General features: G+C 70.9%; 14 protein-coding genes. 9 read left to right on the forward strand and 5 right to left on the reverse strand.

Features of this window, described 5'->3' with window-relative positions; translation table 11 throughout:
* Window positions 1–393 precede the first annotated feature (393 nt).
* The gene (locus ABT112_RS24945) at window positions 394–1,884 is read left to right on the forward strand and encodes a phosphatase PAP2 family protein (RefSeq protein WP_351513117.1); all 1,491 of its coding nucleotides are present in this window, start codon (window positions 394–396) and stop codon (window positions 1,882–1,884) included.
* Between the two features lie 184 nt (window positions 1,885–2,068).
* Here ABT112_RS24945 and ABT112_RS24950 read toward each other — a convergent pair whose 3' ends face one another.
* From ABT112_RS24950 to ABT112_RS24960, 3 genes are read right to left on the reverse strand one after another with little or no spacing between them, the layout of a single operon-like run.
* On the reverse strand, window positions 2,069–3,295 hold the full coding sequence (locus ABT112_RS24950) for a cytochrome P450 (protein ID WP_351513119.1): 1,227 nt from the start codon (window positions 3,293–3,295) through the stop codon (window positions 2,069–2,071).
* 13 nt (window positions 3,296–3,308) lie between these two features.
* Window positions 3,309–4,682 (reverse strand): NAD(P)/FAD-dependent oxidoreductase, encoded by a 1,374-nt coding sequence (locus ABT112_RS24955; RefSeq protein ID WP_351513121.1) that lies wholly within the window; start codon window positions 4,680–4,682, stop codon window positions 3,309–3,311.
* Complete coding sequence (locus ABT112_RS24960; protein ID WP_502975434.1) at window positions 4,679–4,945, reverse strand: ferredoxin; 267 nt, start codon at window positions 4,943–4,945, stop codon at window positions 4,679–4,681. The genes ABT112_RS24955 and ABT112_RS24960 overlap by 4 nt, the downstream gene beginning before the upstream one ends.
* A gap of 198 nt (window positions 4,946–5,143) precedes the next feature.
* Here ABT112_RS24960 and ABT112_RS24965 point away from each other — a divergent pair, with 198 nt between their 5' ends.
* Complete coding sequence (locus ABT112_RS24965) at window positions 5,144–5,824, forward strand: TetR/AcrR family transcriptional regulator (protein ID WP_351513123.1); 681 nt, start codon at window positions 5,144–5,146, stop codon at window positions 5,822–5,824.
* Window positions 5,825–6,052: 228 nt separating this feature from the next.
* Window positions 6,053–6,724, forward strand: coding sequence for a hypothetical protein (locus tag ABT112_RS24970; RefSeq protein WP_351513125.1), 672 nt, complete (start codon window positions 6,053–6,055; stop codon window positions 6,722–6,724).
* Window positions 6,725–6,816: 92 nt separating this feature from the next.
* Here ABT112_RS24970 and ABT112_RS24975 read toward each other — a convergent pair whose 3' ends face one another.
* Window positions 6,817–7,914, reverse strand: a complete 1,098-nt coding sequence (locus ABT112_RS24975) for a PP2C family protein-serine/threonine phosphatase (protein ID WP_351513127.1) — start codon at window positions 7,912–7,914, stop codon at window positions 6,817–6,819.
* 213 nt (window positions 7,915–8,127) lie between these two features.
* Here ABT112_RS24975 and ABT112_RS24980 point away from each other — a divergent pair, with 213 nt between their 5' ends.
* Window positions 8,128–8,946, forward strand: a complete 819-nt coding sequence (locus tag ABT112_RS24980) for an APH(3'') family aminoglycoside O-phosphotransferase (RefSeq protein WP_351513128.1) — start codon at window positions 8,128–8,130, stop codon at window positions 8,944–8,946.
* Between the two features lie 163 nt (window positions 8,947–9,109).
* A complete protein-coding gene (locus ABT112_RS24985) occupies window positions 9,110–9,946 on the forward strand; it encodes a creatininase family protein (RefSeq protein WP_351513130.1) in 837 nt (278 codons plus the stop codon).
* Between the two features lie 342 nt (window positions 9,947–10,288).
* Here ABT112_RS24985 and ABT112_RS24990 read toward each other — a convergent pair whose 3' ends face one another.
* Window positions 10,289–10,807: a hypothetical protein gene (locus ABT112_RS24990; RefSeq protein WP_351513132.1), complete on the reverse strand. Its 519-nt coding sequence runs from the start codon at window positions 10,805–10,807 to the stop codon at window positions 10,289–10,291.
* A gap of 726 nt (window positions 10,808–11,533) precedes the next feature.
* On the opposite strand from ABT112_RS24990, the gene ABT112_RS24995 reads away from it, so the two are divergent.
* The 4 genes from ABT112_RS24995 to ABT112_RS25010 all read left to right on the forward strand — a co-directional run bounded on the left by ABT112_RS24995 (window position 11,534) and on the right by ABT112_RS25010 (window position 16,070).
* The gene (locus ABT112_RS24995) at window positions 11,534–11,938 is read left to right on the forward strand and encodes an SAV_915 family protein (RefSeq protein ID WP_351513134.1); all 405 of its coding nucleotides are present in this window, start codon (window positions 11,534–11,536) and stop codon (window positions 11,936–11,938) included.
* 12 nt (window positions 11,939–11,950) lie between these two features.
* Window positions 11,951–13,333 (forward strand): diaminopimelate decarboxylase, encoded by a 1,383-nt coding sequence (gene lysA / locus ABT112_RS25000; protein ID WP_351513136.1) that lies wholly within the window; start codon window positions 11,951–11,953, stop codon window positions 13,331–13,333.
* 173 nt (window positions 13,334–13,506) lie between these two features.
* A complete protein-coding gene (locus ABT112_RS25005) occupies window positions 13,507–15,447 on the forward strand; it encodes an APC family permease (protein ID WP_351513138.1) in 1,941 nt (646 codons plus the stop codon).
* Window positions 15,448–15,611: 164 nt separating this feature from the next.
* Window positions 15,612–16,070: an ASCH domain-containing protein gene (locus ABT112_RS25010; RefSeq protein ID WP_351513140.1), complete on the forward strand. Its 459-nt coding sequence runs from the start codon at window positions 15,612–15,614 to the stop codon at window positions 16,068–16,070.
* Window positions 16,071–16,246: the final 176 nt, after the last annotated feature.

The following is a 16,246-nucleotide window of genomic DNA, read 5'->3' on the forward strand; positions in this document are numbered from 1 at the left end:
GACCGTCGTTCCTTTCGGTCGCACCTGCACCCGGTCGCCCGGGATCGCCCCGGTCTGCCGAGGTCAATGACCCTGCCCGGGCTGCCGGTCCACGGCCCTGCATGAGCGCTTCGGGGCTGCTGAGCGGCCCACGGCGCGCTCGCTGTCCGCCGTGGGCGGGAGCTTCACGGCCCCCTCGAAGTGCTGGTCATCGAGCGCCGGGCAGGTCGGCCCGTCTTATCACGCGTAACCAGCAGACCTCAGCCGCTCGCTCCGATAACATGATCGAACTTACGGACGATCGCCCTGATCGTCCACTGTTGACTAGAAAGCCAGGCAATCCAGCGCGAAAAGTGAGTCATTCGGCCAACAACTGACAAATCGGTCAAATAATTGATACCTATAGCATCGCGGGTGCTCTCGCGAATAAACTCCAAAGTTTCCTCCGGCGCGGCGCGTCCACCGCGGGCGGTCCTGTGGGCCGTGGTGGGTGTGGTGGCCCTCGGATTCCTCGTCGCGCTGGAGATCGCCGCGCGTCGCTTCGGTCAGCCGGGGCCGATCACCAACCAGGCGCGAGAGGTGATCTTCGCCCCCAAGTCGGGTCCCCTGCTGTACGCGGGCATGGCGCTGATGATGGTGGTGCTCACCTGGCGGCAACGGTTCATCGCGGTCGGTGCCGCGATCGGCATCGATGCCGTCTTCCTGTTCCTGCGGTGGCCGGTCGAGGCGGCACCGGGCGCCGGCCACCCCTTCGGCAACGGCGCGTTGTGGGTGGTTCTGGCCTGTGCGGTCATCGCTGTCACGCGCCGCACAGGCCGGGAACGGACCCTGCTGCTGAAGGGTGTCGGGCTGGCCCTGCTGCTGGTGGCCGGCCGCAAGACCGGTGACACCTGGCTGCTCATCACATCGAAGACCCGCCCGACGGTGCTCGATCAGTACCTGGCCACCGCCGATCACGCGCTGGGCGACCCGTCGTGGGTGGCAGGCCGGATCGTCCAGGCCGCCGGCCCGATCGGCGCCCACGTTCTCGACTACGTCTACATCCAGCTCGCGGTGGCCGCGGTCGTCGTCACGGCGTACCAGCTGCGTCATGTGGCGGTCGAGCGCCGCTTCCCGGCCCACCATCTGGTGCGCACGTTCCTGGTCATCGGCCTTCTCGGACCGGGCATCTACATGATCTTCCCGGTGGTCGGACCGATCTTCGCCTACGGCGCCGACGGCGGGCAGTGGGCGGTGGCCGACCTGTGGCCGAACACGCCGGTGCCGATCGGCACCCCGCAGTCGATGCCCTTCAACGAGACCACTCCGCGCAACTGCATGCCCAGCCTGCACACGGCGTGGGCCACCGCGATCTTCATTCATTCCCGCAAGGGTCCACGGTTCCTCCGGCTCGGCGGCACGTTCTGGCTGATCGCCACCCTGGGCGCGACCCTGGGATTCGGCTACCACTACGGCGTGGACCTCGTGGCCGGCGTGGTGTTCACGCTCACCATCGAGACGGCACTGCGCTCGCACGCCCGTGGCTGGGACCGGTCGGGAATCCGACTGGTCGCCTACGGCGCGGCGGTCTTCACCGGGCTCCTGCTGTCGTACCGCTATCTGCCGCTGGAGATGAGCGGACATCCGCGGGTGTTCGGACCGCTGCTCCTGCTGGCGATGACCTCAGTGATCGTCGGCTATGTGCGGACCACCGAACGGTGGGACGGGACGGCCGCGCCGGCGGGACGACTCCTGCCGGAGCAGAAGGACCTCGGCGTGCCGTGCCCCGAGAGCCCGCCCCCCTCCTCCACGGTCGGCAGCCCCGACCGGGAACTCATACCGGCGCCACCGCTGACCGCCCACCACCCTGCGGACCCGGCCCCGACCGCTCTGATCGCCGCACGCACCCGCCCACCGCGCCCCTGAGGGCCCGGCCGGCGGTTCGCGCGGCTTCGTGACTCACCGGCCGCTCGGCGCTCCGCCCTCGCGGCCACCGTCGCCGCCGGGAGGGCGGAGCTGAACGCGGCCACGCCGGCGGTGGGCGCGTCCCCGGCAGCCTCCCCGACCCACCAGGGGCCAACCGAGGCTGCCGGTCCCGGCCCACCGGAGGTCAGGTGGCGGGTGCGTGGTCCGGGCCGAGGCCGTCGAAGGCGACCAGCAGCTGTTCCGGACCGCGCAGAATGGCGTTCTCCCGGTACGGCGGCGGGTCGGTGACCAGGCGCGGTGCCTGGAGCCTGCGGGCGAGCGCAGTGAAGGCGATCTGTGCTTCCGCGCGGGCCAGGGTGGCGCCGATGCAGTAGTGGAGGCCGCCGCCGAAGCCGAGATGGGCGTTGTCGGCACGGTCGGGCACGAACCGGTCGGGGTCGTCGAACCGTGTGGCGTCCCGGTTCCCCGCGGCGAGCATGAGACGGATGCGGGAGCCCCGGGGAATGGTGGTTCCGGCGAGGTCGATGTCGGCCAGGGCGCTGCGGGCGGACATCTGCACGGGCGGGTCGTAGCGCAGCACCTCCTCCACCAGCGGTGTGGCCAGGTCCGGATCGGTGCGCAGCCGGGCCAGGGCGTCGGGGTTGCGCAGCAGGGCGAGGGTGCCGTTGGCGATGAGGTTGACGGTGGTCTCATGTCCGGCGATCAGCAGCAGGCCGAGGGTGACACGCAGCTGCACCGGGTTCATCACCTCGTCCGGATCCGGGTGGAACATCAGGCCGGACAGCAGGTCGTCGCCGGGGTCGGTGCGGCGCTCGGCGATGAGCCCTTCGAGGTAGGCGACCAACTCGCCGCGGGCTTCGTCGAGTGCGCGCAGCTCTTCCTCGGTCTGGGTGTCGACGGGGTCCAGGCCCCGGGTCAGGCGCCGGGCGAGGCTGCCGAAGAGGGCCTCGTCCTCGGGGGGCACGCCCAGGAGTTCGCAGATCACCGTGACCGGCAGCGGGTAGGCCAGATCGGCGACGACGTCGAGCCTGCCGGGGCGGTCGCTGATGTGGGCGTCGAGTAGCCGGGCGACCAGCTCGCCGAGGTGGTCGCGCATGCCCATGATCCGGGGGATGAACTCCTCGGTGACCACCCGGCGCAACTGGTCGTGCAGAGGCGGGTCCTGCATGAGCAGGCTCCTCGCCGGTTTGGGGATCTTGTTCTGCGGGTCGAGGCGGTCGGCGCTGCTGCGCGGGTCGTGCAGCAGCTGCCGGATCTCCCGGTAGCCACTGACCAGCCAGGAGCCGTCGTCCAGCCGGGCGACCGGCCGGTGGCGCATCCGGGCGTAGGAGGGGTAGGGGTCGGCGCGGTGGTCCTGCCGCAGGACCTGGGCGAACAGGTCGCCGGCCGAGGGTGCCGTGGATGTGGTCATGAGAGCTCTCCGTTCACCGGTGTGCGGTCGGGGCGGGCGCGGTGGCCGGCGACGTGTGGATGCCGTGGTCCCGGGTGCGGTGGGCATCACGGCCGGGAAACCCGGCGTCGACGGGGTCGAGGCGGTCCGGGCCGTCGGTGGCGCCCAGCACGGGCGGGAAGGGTGCGCGCGCTTCGGTGAGCGCGGCGTAACCGTCCAGCACACGGGGGGAGTCGACCGCCACGGCGCCCACCATCCTGCCCTTGAGGCCGTACGCGGCGACGAACCGCTGCTGGTCGAGTGAGCCCTGGGTGACGACGACCCGGTCGGCGAGGGCGGGCACACCGACGGACTTGAGGTAGCGGCCGAACTGCTGTGACCAGAAGGCGGGCAGCGGCTGGTGGATGCGCTTCTCGCCCCGGTCGTGGGTGATGTTGTGGGCGACGGTGCGCGCCTGGGCGACGGCGTTGTCCCAGTGGTCCAGGCGCAGCAACTCCCCGGGGTAGAGGGGGTGCGGCCGGCGGGCGACGTCACCGGCGACGAAGACCTCCCCGACCGGCCGCCCGTCGGCGGCCAACGCCCGGCAGCCACCGTCGCTCACCACGCCGCGGCTGTCGGCGGCGAGCCCGGAGCCGGCCAGCCACTCGGTGTTGGCCAGCGGGCCGGTGGCGACCACCGCCACCTCGGCGTGCACCACCGTGCCGTCGGACAGCACGGCCCGGCGCAACCGGCCGGAGGGGTCGCCTTCCAGGGTGTGAACCGTGGTGTTCAGCCGCAGGTCCACCCCGGCCTCGCGGTACCAGCCGGCCGCGGCCCGGCCGATCGCCCCGCCCAGCGCACCGGCCATCGGCGCCGCGCTGCGCTGGGTCACCGTCACCGCAAGCCCCGACTCCCGGCAGGCGGAGGCCACTTCGCCGCCGGTGAAACCCGCGCCGATGACCAGCACCCGGGACGGCCCGGTCGTCAGCGCGCCGCGCAGCCGCTGGGCGTCCTCGCGGGTGCGCAGCACATGCACACCCTCCAGGCCGCCCCCGGAGTCGGTGGGCCAGGGGCGCGCCCGGGTGCCGGTGGCGATGAGCAGCCGGTCGTACTCCACCCGCCGGCCGTCGGCCAACTCCACCCGGCGGCCCGGCACATCGAGTCCGGCGGCGGGGGTGCCCAGCAGCCAGCGGGCGTCGATGTTGCGGACCCGGGGCAGCGTGATGCGGTCGCAGCTCAGCCGCCCGGACAGCACCGCCTTCGACAGCGGCGGCCGGTCGTACGGCTCGTGGGGCTCGTCCCCGATCAAGGTGAGTTCCCCGGCGAACCCTTCATCGCGCAGGGCTTCGGCCGCGCGCAGCCCGGCCAGGGAGGCGCCGACCACCACGATCCGACCGGTACGCAGCCCTGCCGGGCCCGACGCGGTCACCGGTCGTCTCCGTTGGTACCGGGTGCGGGCTCGGTGGCGCCGCCGAGCGTGATCGCCTGGACGGGGCAGGCGGCAGCGGCCCGCTCGACTTCGCGGCGGACGCCGGCTCCGGGGGCGTAGTCGTACTCCAGCGATTCCTCGCCATGGAACCGGAAGACCGTCGGGGCGGCGTAGACGCACTGTCCGTAGCTCTGGCAGCGGTTCAGGTCCACCACGAGCCGCAGGGGCTGTGGCAGGGGCTGAGGCGGGGACTGCGTGATCATCTCTCTTTCCCTTTCCTCGCAGGCCGAAGGGCGGCGCGGCGGCGTGTGCGCCGTGGGCGGCAGGCCAGCGACCGTCCACCTGGTCAGTGACCATCCACCGTGTGATAGCGATCGATATTCGGATAGTGATCGCTATCGGGACTGTACACGCCATCCGAGCGTTGACATAGCGATCGCTATGTGAATAGCCTCTTCGATGTGAACACTGAGAGTGATACGTCTGCCCCTCGGCGACTGAGCCGGGCGGAGGCCAAAGCGCGGACCCGTGCGCTCCTGCTGGAGGCGGCGGCGCGGGTCTTCGCCCGCAAGGGCTTCACCGGCGCCTCCGTGGAGGAGATCGCCGAGGCGGCGGGCTTCTCCATCGGTGCGCTGTACTCCAACTTCGGCGGCAAGGAGGCGCTCTTCCTCGAGTTGCTCTCCCATCGCCAGACCGGTCGCATCGCCGAAGCCGCCCAGGCGCTGGAGCGGCATCCGGCGGGTACCGGGGAGGCCGCTGCCGAAGTCGGCCGACTCCTGATCGACGTTGCCGACAAGGACATGGACTTCGCCCCGCTACAGGCCGAGTTCTGGCTCTACGCAGTCCGCAATCCGCACGTCCTGGACACCATGGCAGCCAACCTGAGCGCACCTCGCCAGGCACTCCAAGAAGTGATCAGTACGTCCCTCGCCCAGCACGGCGCCCCCGCCGAGGTCTCCGCCGAGGCCGTGGCCACCGTGGTGACGGCCCTGTTCGACGGCCTGGTGCGCCAGCGGCGCATCGACCCGTCCGGCGTGCCCGAAGATCTCTTCCCCAACGCCCTGCAGTGGCTGTTCGCCGGGATCACCGCCGGTCCGGCTCCTGCGGCCACCGACCCCGACCCCGACCCCGACACCGACTGACCGGAACCCCGGCGGCCTTCCATCCGGCCGGCCGAACCGCCCCGGCAGCGGCCGTGGTCCGCTGCCGGGCCGTCGGCGGGGCAGCGGTGCGCGTGCCGGTGCCCCGTACCGTCCGATGCCCCGTACCGTCCGATGCCCCGTACCGTCCGGTGCTCCGTCCGTCCGAGGCCCTGCACCGCCCGCGCCCCGTACCGTCCGGTGCCCACCTGATTCCTGCGAAGGAGCTTCATGAAGGCTCGCCGCAAGACCGCCCGCACCGACGACACAGCAGCCGCCGGCGCCCTCAAACTGCGCGTCGCCTACGCGGGCATCGGCACGTTCATGGCATTCACCTGGATCGGGGAAGGCGACGCACCGGCGTGGGAACGCGCCGTGCGCACGCTCGCCATCCTGCTGATCCTCCCGCCCGTACTCCTGCGGACCAATCGCCGCCTCCTGCACAAGCTCTACGAGGCCGCCCGCCCCGGACCGGTCATAGCCCAACTGATCACGGCGCGGCTCGTCATCATCACGGTCGCCTTCGGTGCCAGTAACCTGCTCGGCCACCTGCTGGACCCGCACGCCGCCCGGTCCCCGGTCATGCCCGCCGTCGGACTCCTGATCCTCCTCCTCAGCATCCCCGTACAGATCCGCCGGGCCCACCGGCTGCGGGCCCGCGCCGTCCACCCCTCGGCGCGGCCCGACCTCTCCGCACCACGCCTGATGCTCGCGAAACTGGCCCTGGTCGCCGCCGCGCTCCTGACCCAACTGCTCGTGGGCGCGTACCTGGACGGCGCCACCTTCGTCGCCGCCGCGGCCATCGTGATCACAACAGCCGCCCTGGGGCCCAGGGTGCACCACCGGCTGCTGGTCAGCCGGAATCCCACCGCGTCGAGGGAACCGGTCGCGGACGGAGTCTGACCGTCCGCGGCCGCGGGTCGTTCGCACCACCGGCCGGGGAAGCGGGCCCGTCGGTCCGCCGCCCCCGGCATCGGGTTGCCGGGTGGGCGGGGTCAGGGCCGGCGGTGCCGGATCGCGACCGCCGCGACATCGTCGCCGATACGTCCTTCGACGTGACGTGTGAGGTCGTCCCGCAGCTGCCGGACCAGCGTTCGGGGCGGTTGGGCGCTCCACCCGGCCGCTCGCTCGGCCAGCGGGTAGAAGCGGCCTGCCGCGTCACGCGCCTCCAGCACCCCGTCGGTGTAGAGGAGCAGCAGGTCCCCGGGGCGGAAGGTGAAGGTCTCGATGCTGTACTCGGGTGCGCCGGGGAGACCGCCCAGCCCCAGGGGCGGCGCGGGCCGGTTGACCGGGAGGGGAGTGGCCTGGCCGTCGCGGAGGATCATGGGCGGCGGGTGGCCGCAGGTGACGGTGTGGACCACGGGGTCGTCGTCGGGAAGGTCGAGCAGGATCGCCGTGGCGAAGGACTCCTCGGTGTCCGGTGCCGGATCGGTCCGCCACTGGCCGGCGTCCCAGCGCATGGCGCCGTCGAGGTGGATGGCGAGGTTCGTCAGCGTGGCCTGCCGGTGAGCCGCGGCGCGGAAGGCGCCGAGCAGCAGAGCCGCATGGCTGATCGCCGGCAGGCCCTTGCCCCGGACGTCACCGATCAGCAGGCGTGTACTGGTCGTGGTGCGGGCCGCCGCGAAGAGGTCGCCGCCGATGACGGCTTGGTCCTCAGCGGCGAGGTAGAGGGAGTCGATCTCCAGCGGCCCGCTGCGCTGGGGGAGCGGGCGGAGCAGCACATCCTGCGCCGTCCGGGCGATCGAGCGACTCTGGTTCAGCTGATCCGCGTGCCGGTCTCTGATCAGGCAGAACACCACGACCATGACCGATACGAGGCTCAGGGCGGCGATCTGGGCGTGCAGGTTCTCGGTGGCCAGGACGCCGCGGGCCACGCCGATCACGACCTGGGCGGTGATGGCCAGCAGTCCGATCAGGGCCGCCAGACGGGGGCCGGCAAAGGCCGCTGTGATCGCGGGGGCCACCACCAGGAGGGGCCCCAGATGGATGTCGGGGGGAGCGAGGATGTCGACCGCGCAGACCGCGATGATCAGCCCGAGCGGGATGAGCACCAGTGCGCGCCCTGGTCTCCATGAACGCTGGATGTCCAGCATCTGCCGAAAAGACACCTTCCATGATCTCACCCCCACCGGTCCCGGCACGTGCACGCAGCCCCCCGGTCACCCCTGGGGGCCGGTCGGGGGAAGGGGGCCGGTCGGGGAAGGGGCCCGGGGGCGTCACCGGCATCCGCTTGTCGGCCCCGGCCATGGCAGGGACGGGGAACCTGCGATCCCGAGCCGCGGTGCGGGCTGACTAGGGTGGCCGCCATGAGTGATCACTCCGGGCTCCGGGCCCTGTCGCCGGCGCTGCTCGGCGTGGGTGGCGAGTGGCTGCCGGTCACCGCGGGGGAGTCGGGGGCCTCCGTCTTTCGCAGCGCCGACGCCACCCGGTACGCCAAGTGCGTGCCTGCCGCTGACGCAGCCGACCTGACGGGCGAGCGCGACCGGATCGCATGGCTGAGCGGTCAGGGCGTACCGGGCTCCCGCGTGCTCGCGTGGTACTCCGGTGACGCCGGCGCCTGCCTGGTCACCAGTGCCGTCCCCGGTGTCCCTGCTGACCGGATGACCGCTGAGGACCTGCGAGCCGCTTGGGAACGGATCGCGGACGCGGTGCGTCGCCTGCACGAGGTGCCCGTGTCGGAGTGCCCGTTCCGCCGGGGCCTGGACACCATGGTCGCCGTGGCGCACGACGTCGTGGCCCGGAACGGCGTGAACCCGGCGTTCCTTCCCGTGGAGCAGCAGCACACGCCGCCCCCGGAGCTGCTGACCCGCCTCACCCGGCAGGTCCCTCGGCGGCGAGACCAGGAGGCCGCCGACACGGTCGTCTGTCACGGGGATCTGTGCCTGCCCAACATCATCCTCGATCCGCGGACCCTCGACGTGTCGGGCTTCATCGACCTGGGCCGCCTCGGGACGGCCGACCGCTACGCCGACTTGGCTCTGGTCTTCGCCAGTGCGCGAGAGACCTGGGCGGACGAGGAGCAGGCTCGGGCCGCGGACGGGGCGTTCGCCGAACGGTACGGCATCTCCCCGGACCGCGACCGCCTGCGCTTCTACCTCCATCTCGACCCGCTCACCTGGGGCTGAGCGTTCTGCACAGATCACCAGGACGCCGTGGGTATATGCACTTCCTCCAAGATCCGCACTGCGCTGCCGTCATGACCGGTGATCGCGCGGGTCCTCACCCGGACGTGAAGATCATTGCGTGGCCCGGAACGGGCTCACACGAGTTCAGGGGGAGGAGACCCAGGTGACCACCGGGTATTCGATATTTGCTGAAACGATGGCCGACCTCACGTATCCGGAAGTCGAGGCGGCGGTCGATCGAGGAGCGTATGTGCTCCTGCCGACCGGTGTCATAGAGCAGCACGGTCCCCACCTGCCGCTGGGCACCGATGCCTACGGCGCTTATCAACTGTGTCGGCTCGTCAAGGCGGAATTGGAGCGGCGTGGGGTGGAGACGCTGATCGCTCCGCCGGTTTTCTGGGGCATCAATCAGGTCTGTGCGAGCTTCGCCGGGACCTTCCGCACCCGTCCCGAGACAGCAGTCGCACTGCATACCGACATCCTGGACTCCCTGGCCACGGATGGTTTCGAGCGCATCTTCGTCATCAACCACCAGGGGGATATCGCCCACAACCAGATGCTGTTGGACGTCGTGCGGCGCCAGCACGAGAAGGGGCATACCGGTGTCGTGCTGGTGGAACCCGACTTCATTGCCGACCGGCTCGGCGATGCCGCGCAGCCGCCTGTCCTGGGTGCCTTTGCCATGCAGCCCTTGTTCGAAGGGCTGGAGCTGACCGGTGAATTGGGTGTGCACGCGGAAGAGATCGAAAGCGCACTGATGATGCGCTGGTTCCCCGAGATCGTCGACTACGACGCCATGGAACGACTGAAGCCGACCGGCCTGGGCCGGGAGGACCTGACGGAGTGGCGGAAGGGCGGCGAGCACGCCCGACGGGTGACGCCGCAAGGCTTCTTCGGCGCTCCCAGCCCCAAGGACCCCTTCCTGTGGAAATTCCATCAGCGCATGGCTCGCGCCATGGCAGACGTCGTGATCGACGCGTCGCGGACTCCTGGCGGCTGAGCCGACGTGTGGTGACGTGAGCCTGGCCGAACGGACGGCGAGGCTCGGGGGCGACGGGCTGGTGAGACCGGCTGAGCCGTGCGGACGGGCTCCCACCGTCGGGTGACTGCCCGGCGCATCCAGGAGGGAAGTGGGGCGCCCGATCACGATCGGGCGCCCCACTCGCAGCTGACCGGGTGGGCCGCGGCTTCCATCCCACGAGCCCCGCATCGGGCCGACCGCCGAGCGACTGCCCTGGCCGGCCGGACCGTGCTACGCAGCAGGCGAATGAGACGTCATCGCCTACCGCAGCAAACGGACCCGTTGGCGAGGGAAGCCGTCAAGAGGTCCCCGTCCGGTCGTTCAGTTCTGCGCGGTCCCGGTCAGGCCCTCAAACGTCAGGATGTTGCCCTTGTAGGCCAAGGCGTTGAAGTTGATGCGCCGGTTCTCCTTCAGCTCCCCGGAGAATTCGCAAGCCGTCCAGCCCACGCCGCTGCCCTTGAAATCCCTGCAGTCGAAGACGGTCTGCGGGTTGCCCGCGTACATGACGCGCATGTAGATGCTCATGCCGTCGGCCCGCATGTCCTTGACGTAGAACTTGTCGCCGCTCGGATCGAAACACACCTTGCCGTGGGTCTTCCTGCCGTTCTCCGAGTAGACGAAAGTGCAGCGAACCGTCCTGCTCGGATTCGGTACACCGGAGTCGGCGACGTTCTTGGCGTTCTTCACATGGGTGGCCCATCCGGGGCTGTCGACTCCTCCGGACTGCACCGTGGCCGGAGAGGTGGAGACGGTGGGGGTGGCGAATGCCGGTGCGGCCATCAGGCCGAGCGTGAGGCCGCCGGTAGCGACGAGGGCTGCCGCTGATGTGAGCGTACGCATGGATTCCTCCCATGGAAACTGCGAATCACCGTATGACTGACCGCTTCAGGGCAGTTGCTGTCGCCGCGGGCCCGGTCCATCGCCGGGCGGGGAACTCCTTTTCCCTGCACCTGGGTTGCCCGCCCGTCCGGAACGCCGGTTCGCCCGAGGCTGTCGGCGCGATACCGGACGACCGCCCCTCGTCGGCCTCGCATCACGATGCAGGAATGCGGCCAGTGGGTCGTGAGCGCAGCGTGCACGATTGTGTTGGCACTGAGTTCACTCGTGGCCGCAGAGGAACCGCCCGGCGGCGTACGGACCCCCTCCGCGGTGCCGGTGCTCCCTGGGCGCAGTGCCATGGTGACCGAGGGGCGCTGCCCGTGACGTTTCGGCGCATCGGTGCATGGGCGCATGGGCGCATGGGCGAAGGAACCTCGCCCTCCGGCACCGTCCGCTGCGACACGAGGCACCGGACCTCGCTCCCGCAGTCGGGAGGCCGAACCCCGGTGCTTCTCTCTGCTCGGCGGTGCACCAGAGGAGCGGTGCACCAGAGGAAAGGGAAGCGCCGGAACGGGCCACACCGCCGTGCGACAGCTCGCCATGTCAACGTCGCGTCAGCATGCGGGCCGGCGCATCAAGCATGCGTCATGACGGGGGCCATGTCCCGCTCTCCGGGCATAGCTTCGCTGCAGCGTCCGCGGCCCTCCGAGTGGCAGGGCGCAGTCGATGTCTTCGTGGAGGAATTCCATGTCCCCGAGTGATCACGCAGAGGATCCCGAGCCGTCCGAACCCGTCCCGGCCGGACCGCTCTTCGTTCCCGTCCGGTCGGGACCCGCGGGCTGCGCGGCCCGCTTCTTCCGTACCCCACCCGGCGGCCGCACGGCCGTCGGATTCACCTCCGAGGAGAGGCTCTTCCAGGCCCTGGGGAAGGACCAGGACTGGGTACGGATCTCCCTCCCGGCCCTGCGGGCTCTCGCCGCACCGGCCGGCGTCACCGCCCTCACCCTGGACCCGCAGTTCTCCGCACCCGCTCCGGTCGCCCGGAGCGAACCCGAGCGAGCGTGGCCCGACTGGGACCCGCGGCACCTCCGCGCCCTGCGCGTCACCGCGGCCGCGGCCGTCGTCTCGTGCATCGACCTCCTGATCGGCTGAAGGAAGAGCGTCATGACCATCTCACTCTCACCGGACCCGGTCGGCCCGGACCCGGTCGGCCCGGACCCGGTCGGCCCGGTGCCGCGGCGGGACGACGCCGAGGACTTCGCCATCTGGCCGGCCTCCGCCCGGTCCGCTGCCGACGGCGATGCGACCGTCGGTGGGGTATCGCTGGCCGAGGCCGCCGACCGGTTCGGCACGCCGGTCTATCTCCTCGACGAGGACGAGGTCCGGGAACGCTGCCGCACGTACCGCGCGGCATTCCCCGACGCGGACATCGTCTACGCGGCCAAGGCGTTTCTGAGCCGCGCCGTCGCCCACTGGGTCAGGGAGGAGGGCCTGGGCCTGGACGTCTGCTCGGCGGGGGAGCTCGGACTCGCGGTCGCCACCGGATTCCCACCGGAGCGCATCGTGATGCACGGCAACGCCAAGAGTCCGGACGACCTCCGGGCCGCCGTACGCCTCGGCGTCGGGCGCATCGTCGTCGACAGCGCTTCGGAGATCGCACGGCTCGCGGCGATCGTCCCCCCGGACAGCCGGCAGCAGATCATGGTGCGCGTGGTGCCGGGCATCGCGGCCGGCGGCCACACCGCGGTACGCACCGGCACCGACGACCAGAAGTTCGGCCTGTCGATCGCCGACGGATCGGCCCAGCACGCCGTGGCCAGGATCCTGGGACAGCCCCGCCTGGAATTGGTCGGCATCCACTGCCACATCGGCTCCCAGATCGCCACGGTCAAGCCGTATGTGGCGGCCGTACGGCGCATGGTCGGCCTGCTGGCCCGGGTGCGCGACCAGCACGGCGTCGAACTCCCCCAGTTGGACATCGGCGGCGGGCACGCCATCGCCTACCGGCCCGGTGAGCGCCCTCTCCCGGTGGGCATCCTGGCCGGGCGCGTCCGGGCCGAACTCGAGGACGGCTGCGCCCGGGCGCGGCTGCCCGTGCCCCGGCTCACCCTGGAGCCGGGCCGCGCCGTGATCGGGCCCGCCGGGGTCGCCGTCTACCGGGTACTCGCCGTCAAGCGCACGGGGGAGCGCACCTTCGTCGCCGTCGACGGCGGGATGAGCGACAACCCCAGGCCCGCGCTGTACGGGGTCCGGTACACCCCCCGGCTCATCGGCCGTCGATCCGCGGCGGCGCCCGGCCTCGTCACGGTGGTGGGCCGGCACTGCGAGGCGGGTGATGTGCTGGCGGACGGTGTGCCGCTGCCCGGAGACGTCCGTCCCGGGGACCTGCTCGCGGTCCCTGCCGCGGGCGCCTATCACCTGTCCATGGCCTCCGGGTACAACCTGGTCGGCCGGCCGCCCGTGATCGCCGTGGCCCAGGGGAGGGCGCGCGTCCTCATACGCCGTGAATCGCTGGACGACATGAGCCGGCGCGACATCGGCCTGTAGGGCTGAGCGGCCACGCGCCCCGAGCCTCCGCCGGTTCTCCGGCGGAGGCTCCCGCCGCCGTTAGGATGTGTCAAGATCCGCTCCTGCCCGGGTGTGCGGCCGGGATCTGCGTACGCTGACCCAGCCGTCCTTTTGACGGCTGATCCTTGCCGTACGACAGGAGAGCCGCGCACATGGCTACCCCCACCCGCTCGAGTCGCCTGCGGGAGTGGCTGCTGGAAGGGCTGACCGCCGACACCCGGAAACGCCCGGCACACGAGGCCGAGCAGGAAGCCCACAGCGGGGCGCCGTGGTGGCGGGTCATGTGCCTGACAGGGCTGGACTACTTCTCGACGCTGGGATACCAGCCGGGAATCGCGGCCCTGGCGGCGGGACTGCTGTCCCCGCTGGCCACGATTGTGCTGGTGGTACTGACCCTGGTGGGGGCCCTGCCGGTGTACCGCAGGGTCGCCGAGGAGAGTCCGCACGGCGAGGGCTCCATCGCCATGCTGGAACGGCTGCTGTCGTTCTGGAAGGGCAAACTGTTCGTCCTGACGCTGCTGGGATTCGCGGCGACGGACTTCCTCATCACGATCACCTTGTCGGCGGCCGACGCCACGGCGCACTTGGTGGAGAACCCGCACTTCACCCACACGCTGGAGGGCCACGAGGTCCTCATCACGCTGCTGCTGGTCGCCCTGCTGGGCGCGGTGTTCCTCAAGGGCTTCGGGGAGGCCATCGGGCTGGCGGTGGTCCTCGTCGCGTCCTACCTGGCGCTGAACGCCGTGGTCGTGGTGGTCGGGCTGTGGCACGTGATCACGGCCCCGCAGGTGATCAGCGACTGGTCGCACGCGCTGACCGAGCAGCACGGCAGTCCGCTGCTGATGGTGGGCATCGCGCTGGTGGTGTTCCCGAAGCTGGCGCTGGGACTCTCCGGTTTCGAGACGGGCGTCGCCGTCATGCCCCACGTCCAGGGCGCGCCCGGGGACGCCGAGGAGAGGCCCGCCGGGCGGATCCGCGGAACGAAGAAGCTGCTGACCACGGCCGCCGTGATCATGAGCGTCTTTCTGATCACCAGTAGTTTCATCACGACGCTGCTGATTCCGGAGAAGGAGTTCGACCCCGGCGGGGCAGCCAACGGGCGGGCCCTGGCCTACCTGGCCCACGAGTACCTGGGATCCGCGTTCGGCTCGGTCTACGATGCCTCGACCGTCCTCATCCTCTGGTTCGCCGGAGCCTCCGCGATGGCCGGTCTGCTGAACCTGATGCCGCGCTACCTGCCCCGCTACGGCATGGCCCCTCACTGGGCCCGGGCGGTCCGCCCCATGGTCATCACCTTCACCCTCGTCGCGTTCCTGGTGACCTGGATCTTCGACGCCGATGTCGACGCGCAGGGCGGCGCCTACGCCACGGGTGTCCTGGTCCTGATCACCTCCGCGGCGGTCGCGGTGACCATCGCCGCGCGCCGGGCCCGGCAGCGTGGCTGGACCATCGGTTTCGGCGTCATCTCGGCGGTCTTCCTCTATACGACGGCGGTGAACATCGTCGAGCGGCCCGACGGTGTGAAGATCGGCGCCTGCTTCATCGCGGGCATCATGGGTCTGTCGCTGCTGTCGCGCCTCGCCCGGGTCTTCGAGCTGCGGGTGACCGACGTGGAGGTCGACGACATGGCGGCCCGGTTCGTCCGGGACACGGCCAGCCGGACCATCCGGTTCATCGCGAACGAGCCCGACAGCCGGGACGTGGCCGAGTACCGCGACAAGGTGGAACAGATCCGCTCGGACAACGACCTCCCGTCGGGGGAGGACTTCCTGTTCGTGGAGGTGACCGTCCTGGACGCCTCCGAGTTCGAGTCGAGGCTGCGGGTGCGCGGAGAGGTCCTGCACGGCCGCTACCGCGTGCTGACCCTGGAGAGCTCCAGTGTCCCCAACGCGCTCGCCGCGCTGCTGCTGCACGTCCGGGACGAGACCGGCCAGCGCCCGCACATCTACTTCGAATGGACCGAAGGCAGCCCGTTCGCCAACTTCCTGCGGTTCTTCCTCTTCGGCCAGGGCGAGGTCGCGCCGGTCACCCGAGAAGTGCTGCGCGAGGCCGAACCGGACCGTGCCCGGCGGCCCCGCGTCCATGTCGGCTGATCTCCTCTTCGGCCGGCCGCGGGCATCGTCATCCGGTCCACGGCCTGACGCCGCATGCCACGACTGTGGTCGACGAGGTGCCGGGTGAGCAGTGACCACAAGGGTCAACCGACCCAGGCCGGAATCCCTGGACTTCAGGCCAGGGAGCACGTCAATGTGATCGCATGACGTCTGACTCCGCCTCACCACATGCAGACCTCACCTCGGTACCCAGGGCGGAGTTCGCCTTCCCCGGCCCACTGCGAGACCGGCTCGTCGCAGCGATCCTCGACGGTTCCAAGACCGCCACGACAGGGCTCGTCGTCGACTACGAACATGCGGGGGAGTCCCTGCCGGAAGTCGGGAGCCGTTCGGTGGTCATCGACTCGGACGACCGCCCGGTGGCGGTCATCGAGGTGACCGGCGTGGACGTTGTCCCGCTGGCGCAGGTGAGCCTTCCTCACGTCGTGGACGAGGGGGAGGGGCACACCGGCGTGGCCGAATGGCGGGCGGGCCACGAACGGTTCTGGCACAGCGAAGAGATGCGTGTGGCCCTGGGGGACCCCGAGTTCACCGTGGACGATACGACGCCGGTGGTTCTGGAGCGCTTCCGCCTCATCACCGACCTTCGCCGCGCCCATTGACCATCTCCTGCGCTCCTTGCGGCGCATGGTTCACCGGCCCCGCCGCCGCAGATCACTACCGGAACGCCGTCCCTGGGCGAACCGCCGGTACCGCCACTCCGGAGCCGGCTCGACCTGGCCCACCGGCCGGGTGTTCCGCGGACTGGCGGCGGCGGCCACCGCCGGTCCGCACGCCT

This window comes from Streptomyces sp. NPDC002055, assembly GCF_040296705.1.
In the GTDB taxonomy this organism is placed as follows: domain Bacteria; phylum Actinomycetota; class Actinomycetes; order Streptomycetales; family Streptomycetaceae; genus Streptomyces.

Bases quoted from the DNA above. Each gene is read 5' to 3' on its own strand.
- ABT112_RS24950 (WP_351513119.1), bottom strand. From the start codon at position 3,295: ATGACCACATCCACGGCACCCTCGGCCGGCGACCTGTTCGCCCAGGTC.
- ABT112_RS24960 (WP_502975434.1), bottom strand. From the start codon at position 4,945: ATGATCACGCAGTCCCCGCCTCAGCCCCTGCCACAGCCCCTGCGGCTC.
- ABT112_RS24970 (WP_351513125.1), top strand. From the start codon at position 6,053: ATGAAGGCTCGCCGCAAGACCGCCCGCACCGACGACACAGCAGCCGCC.
- ABT112_RS24975 (WP_351513127.1), bottom strand. From the start codon at position 7,914: ATGCTGGACATCCAGCGTTCATGGAGACCAGGGCGCGCACTGGTGCTC.
- ABT112_RS24980 (WP_351513128.1), top strand. From the start codon at position 8,128: ATGAGTGATCACTCCGGGCTCCGGGCCCTGTCGCCGGCGCTGCTCGGC.
- ABT112_RS24990 (WP_351513132.1), bottom strand. From the start codon at position 10,807: ATGCGTACGCTCACATCAGCGGCAGCCCTCGTCGCTACCGGCGGCCTC.
- ABT112_RS24995 (WP_351513134.1), top strand. From the start codon at position 11,534: ATGTCCCCGAGTGATCACGCAGAGGATCCCGAGCCGTCCGAACCCGTC.
- lysA (WP_351513136.1), top strand. From the start codon at position 11,951: ATGACCATCTCACTCTCACCGGACCCGGTCGGCCCGGACCCGGTCGGC.
- ABT112_RS25005 (WP_351513138.1), top strand. From the start codon at position 13,507: ATGGCTACCCCCACCCGCTCGAGTCGCCTGCGGGAGTGGCTGCTGGAA.
- ABT112_RS25010 (WP_351513140.1), top strand. From the start codon at position 15,612: ATGACGTCTGACTCCGCCTCACCACATGCAGACCTCACCTCGGTACCC.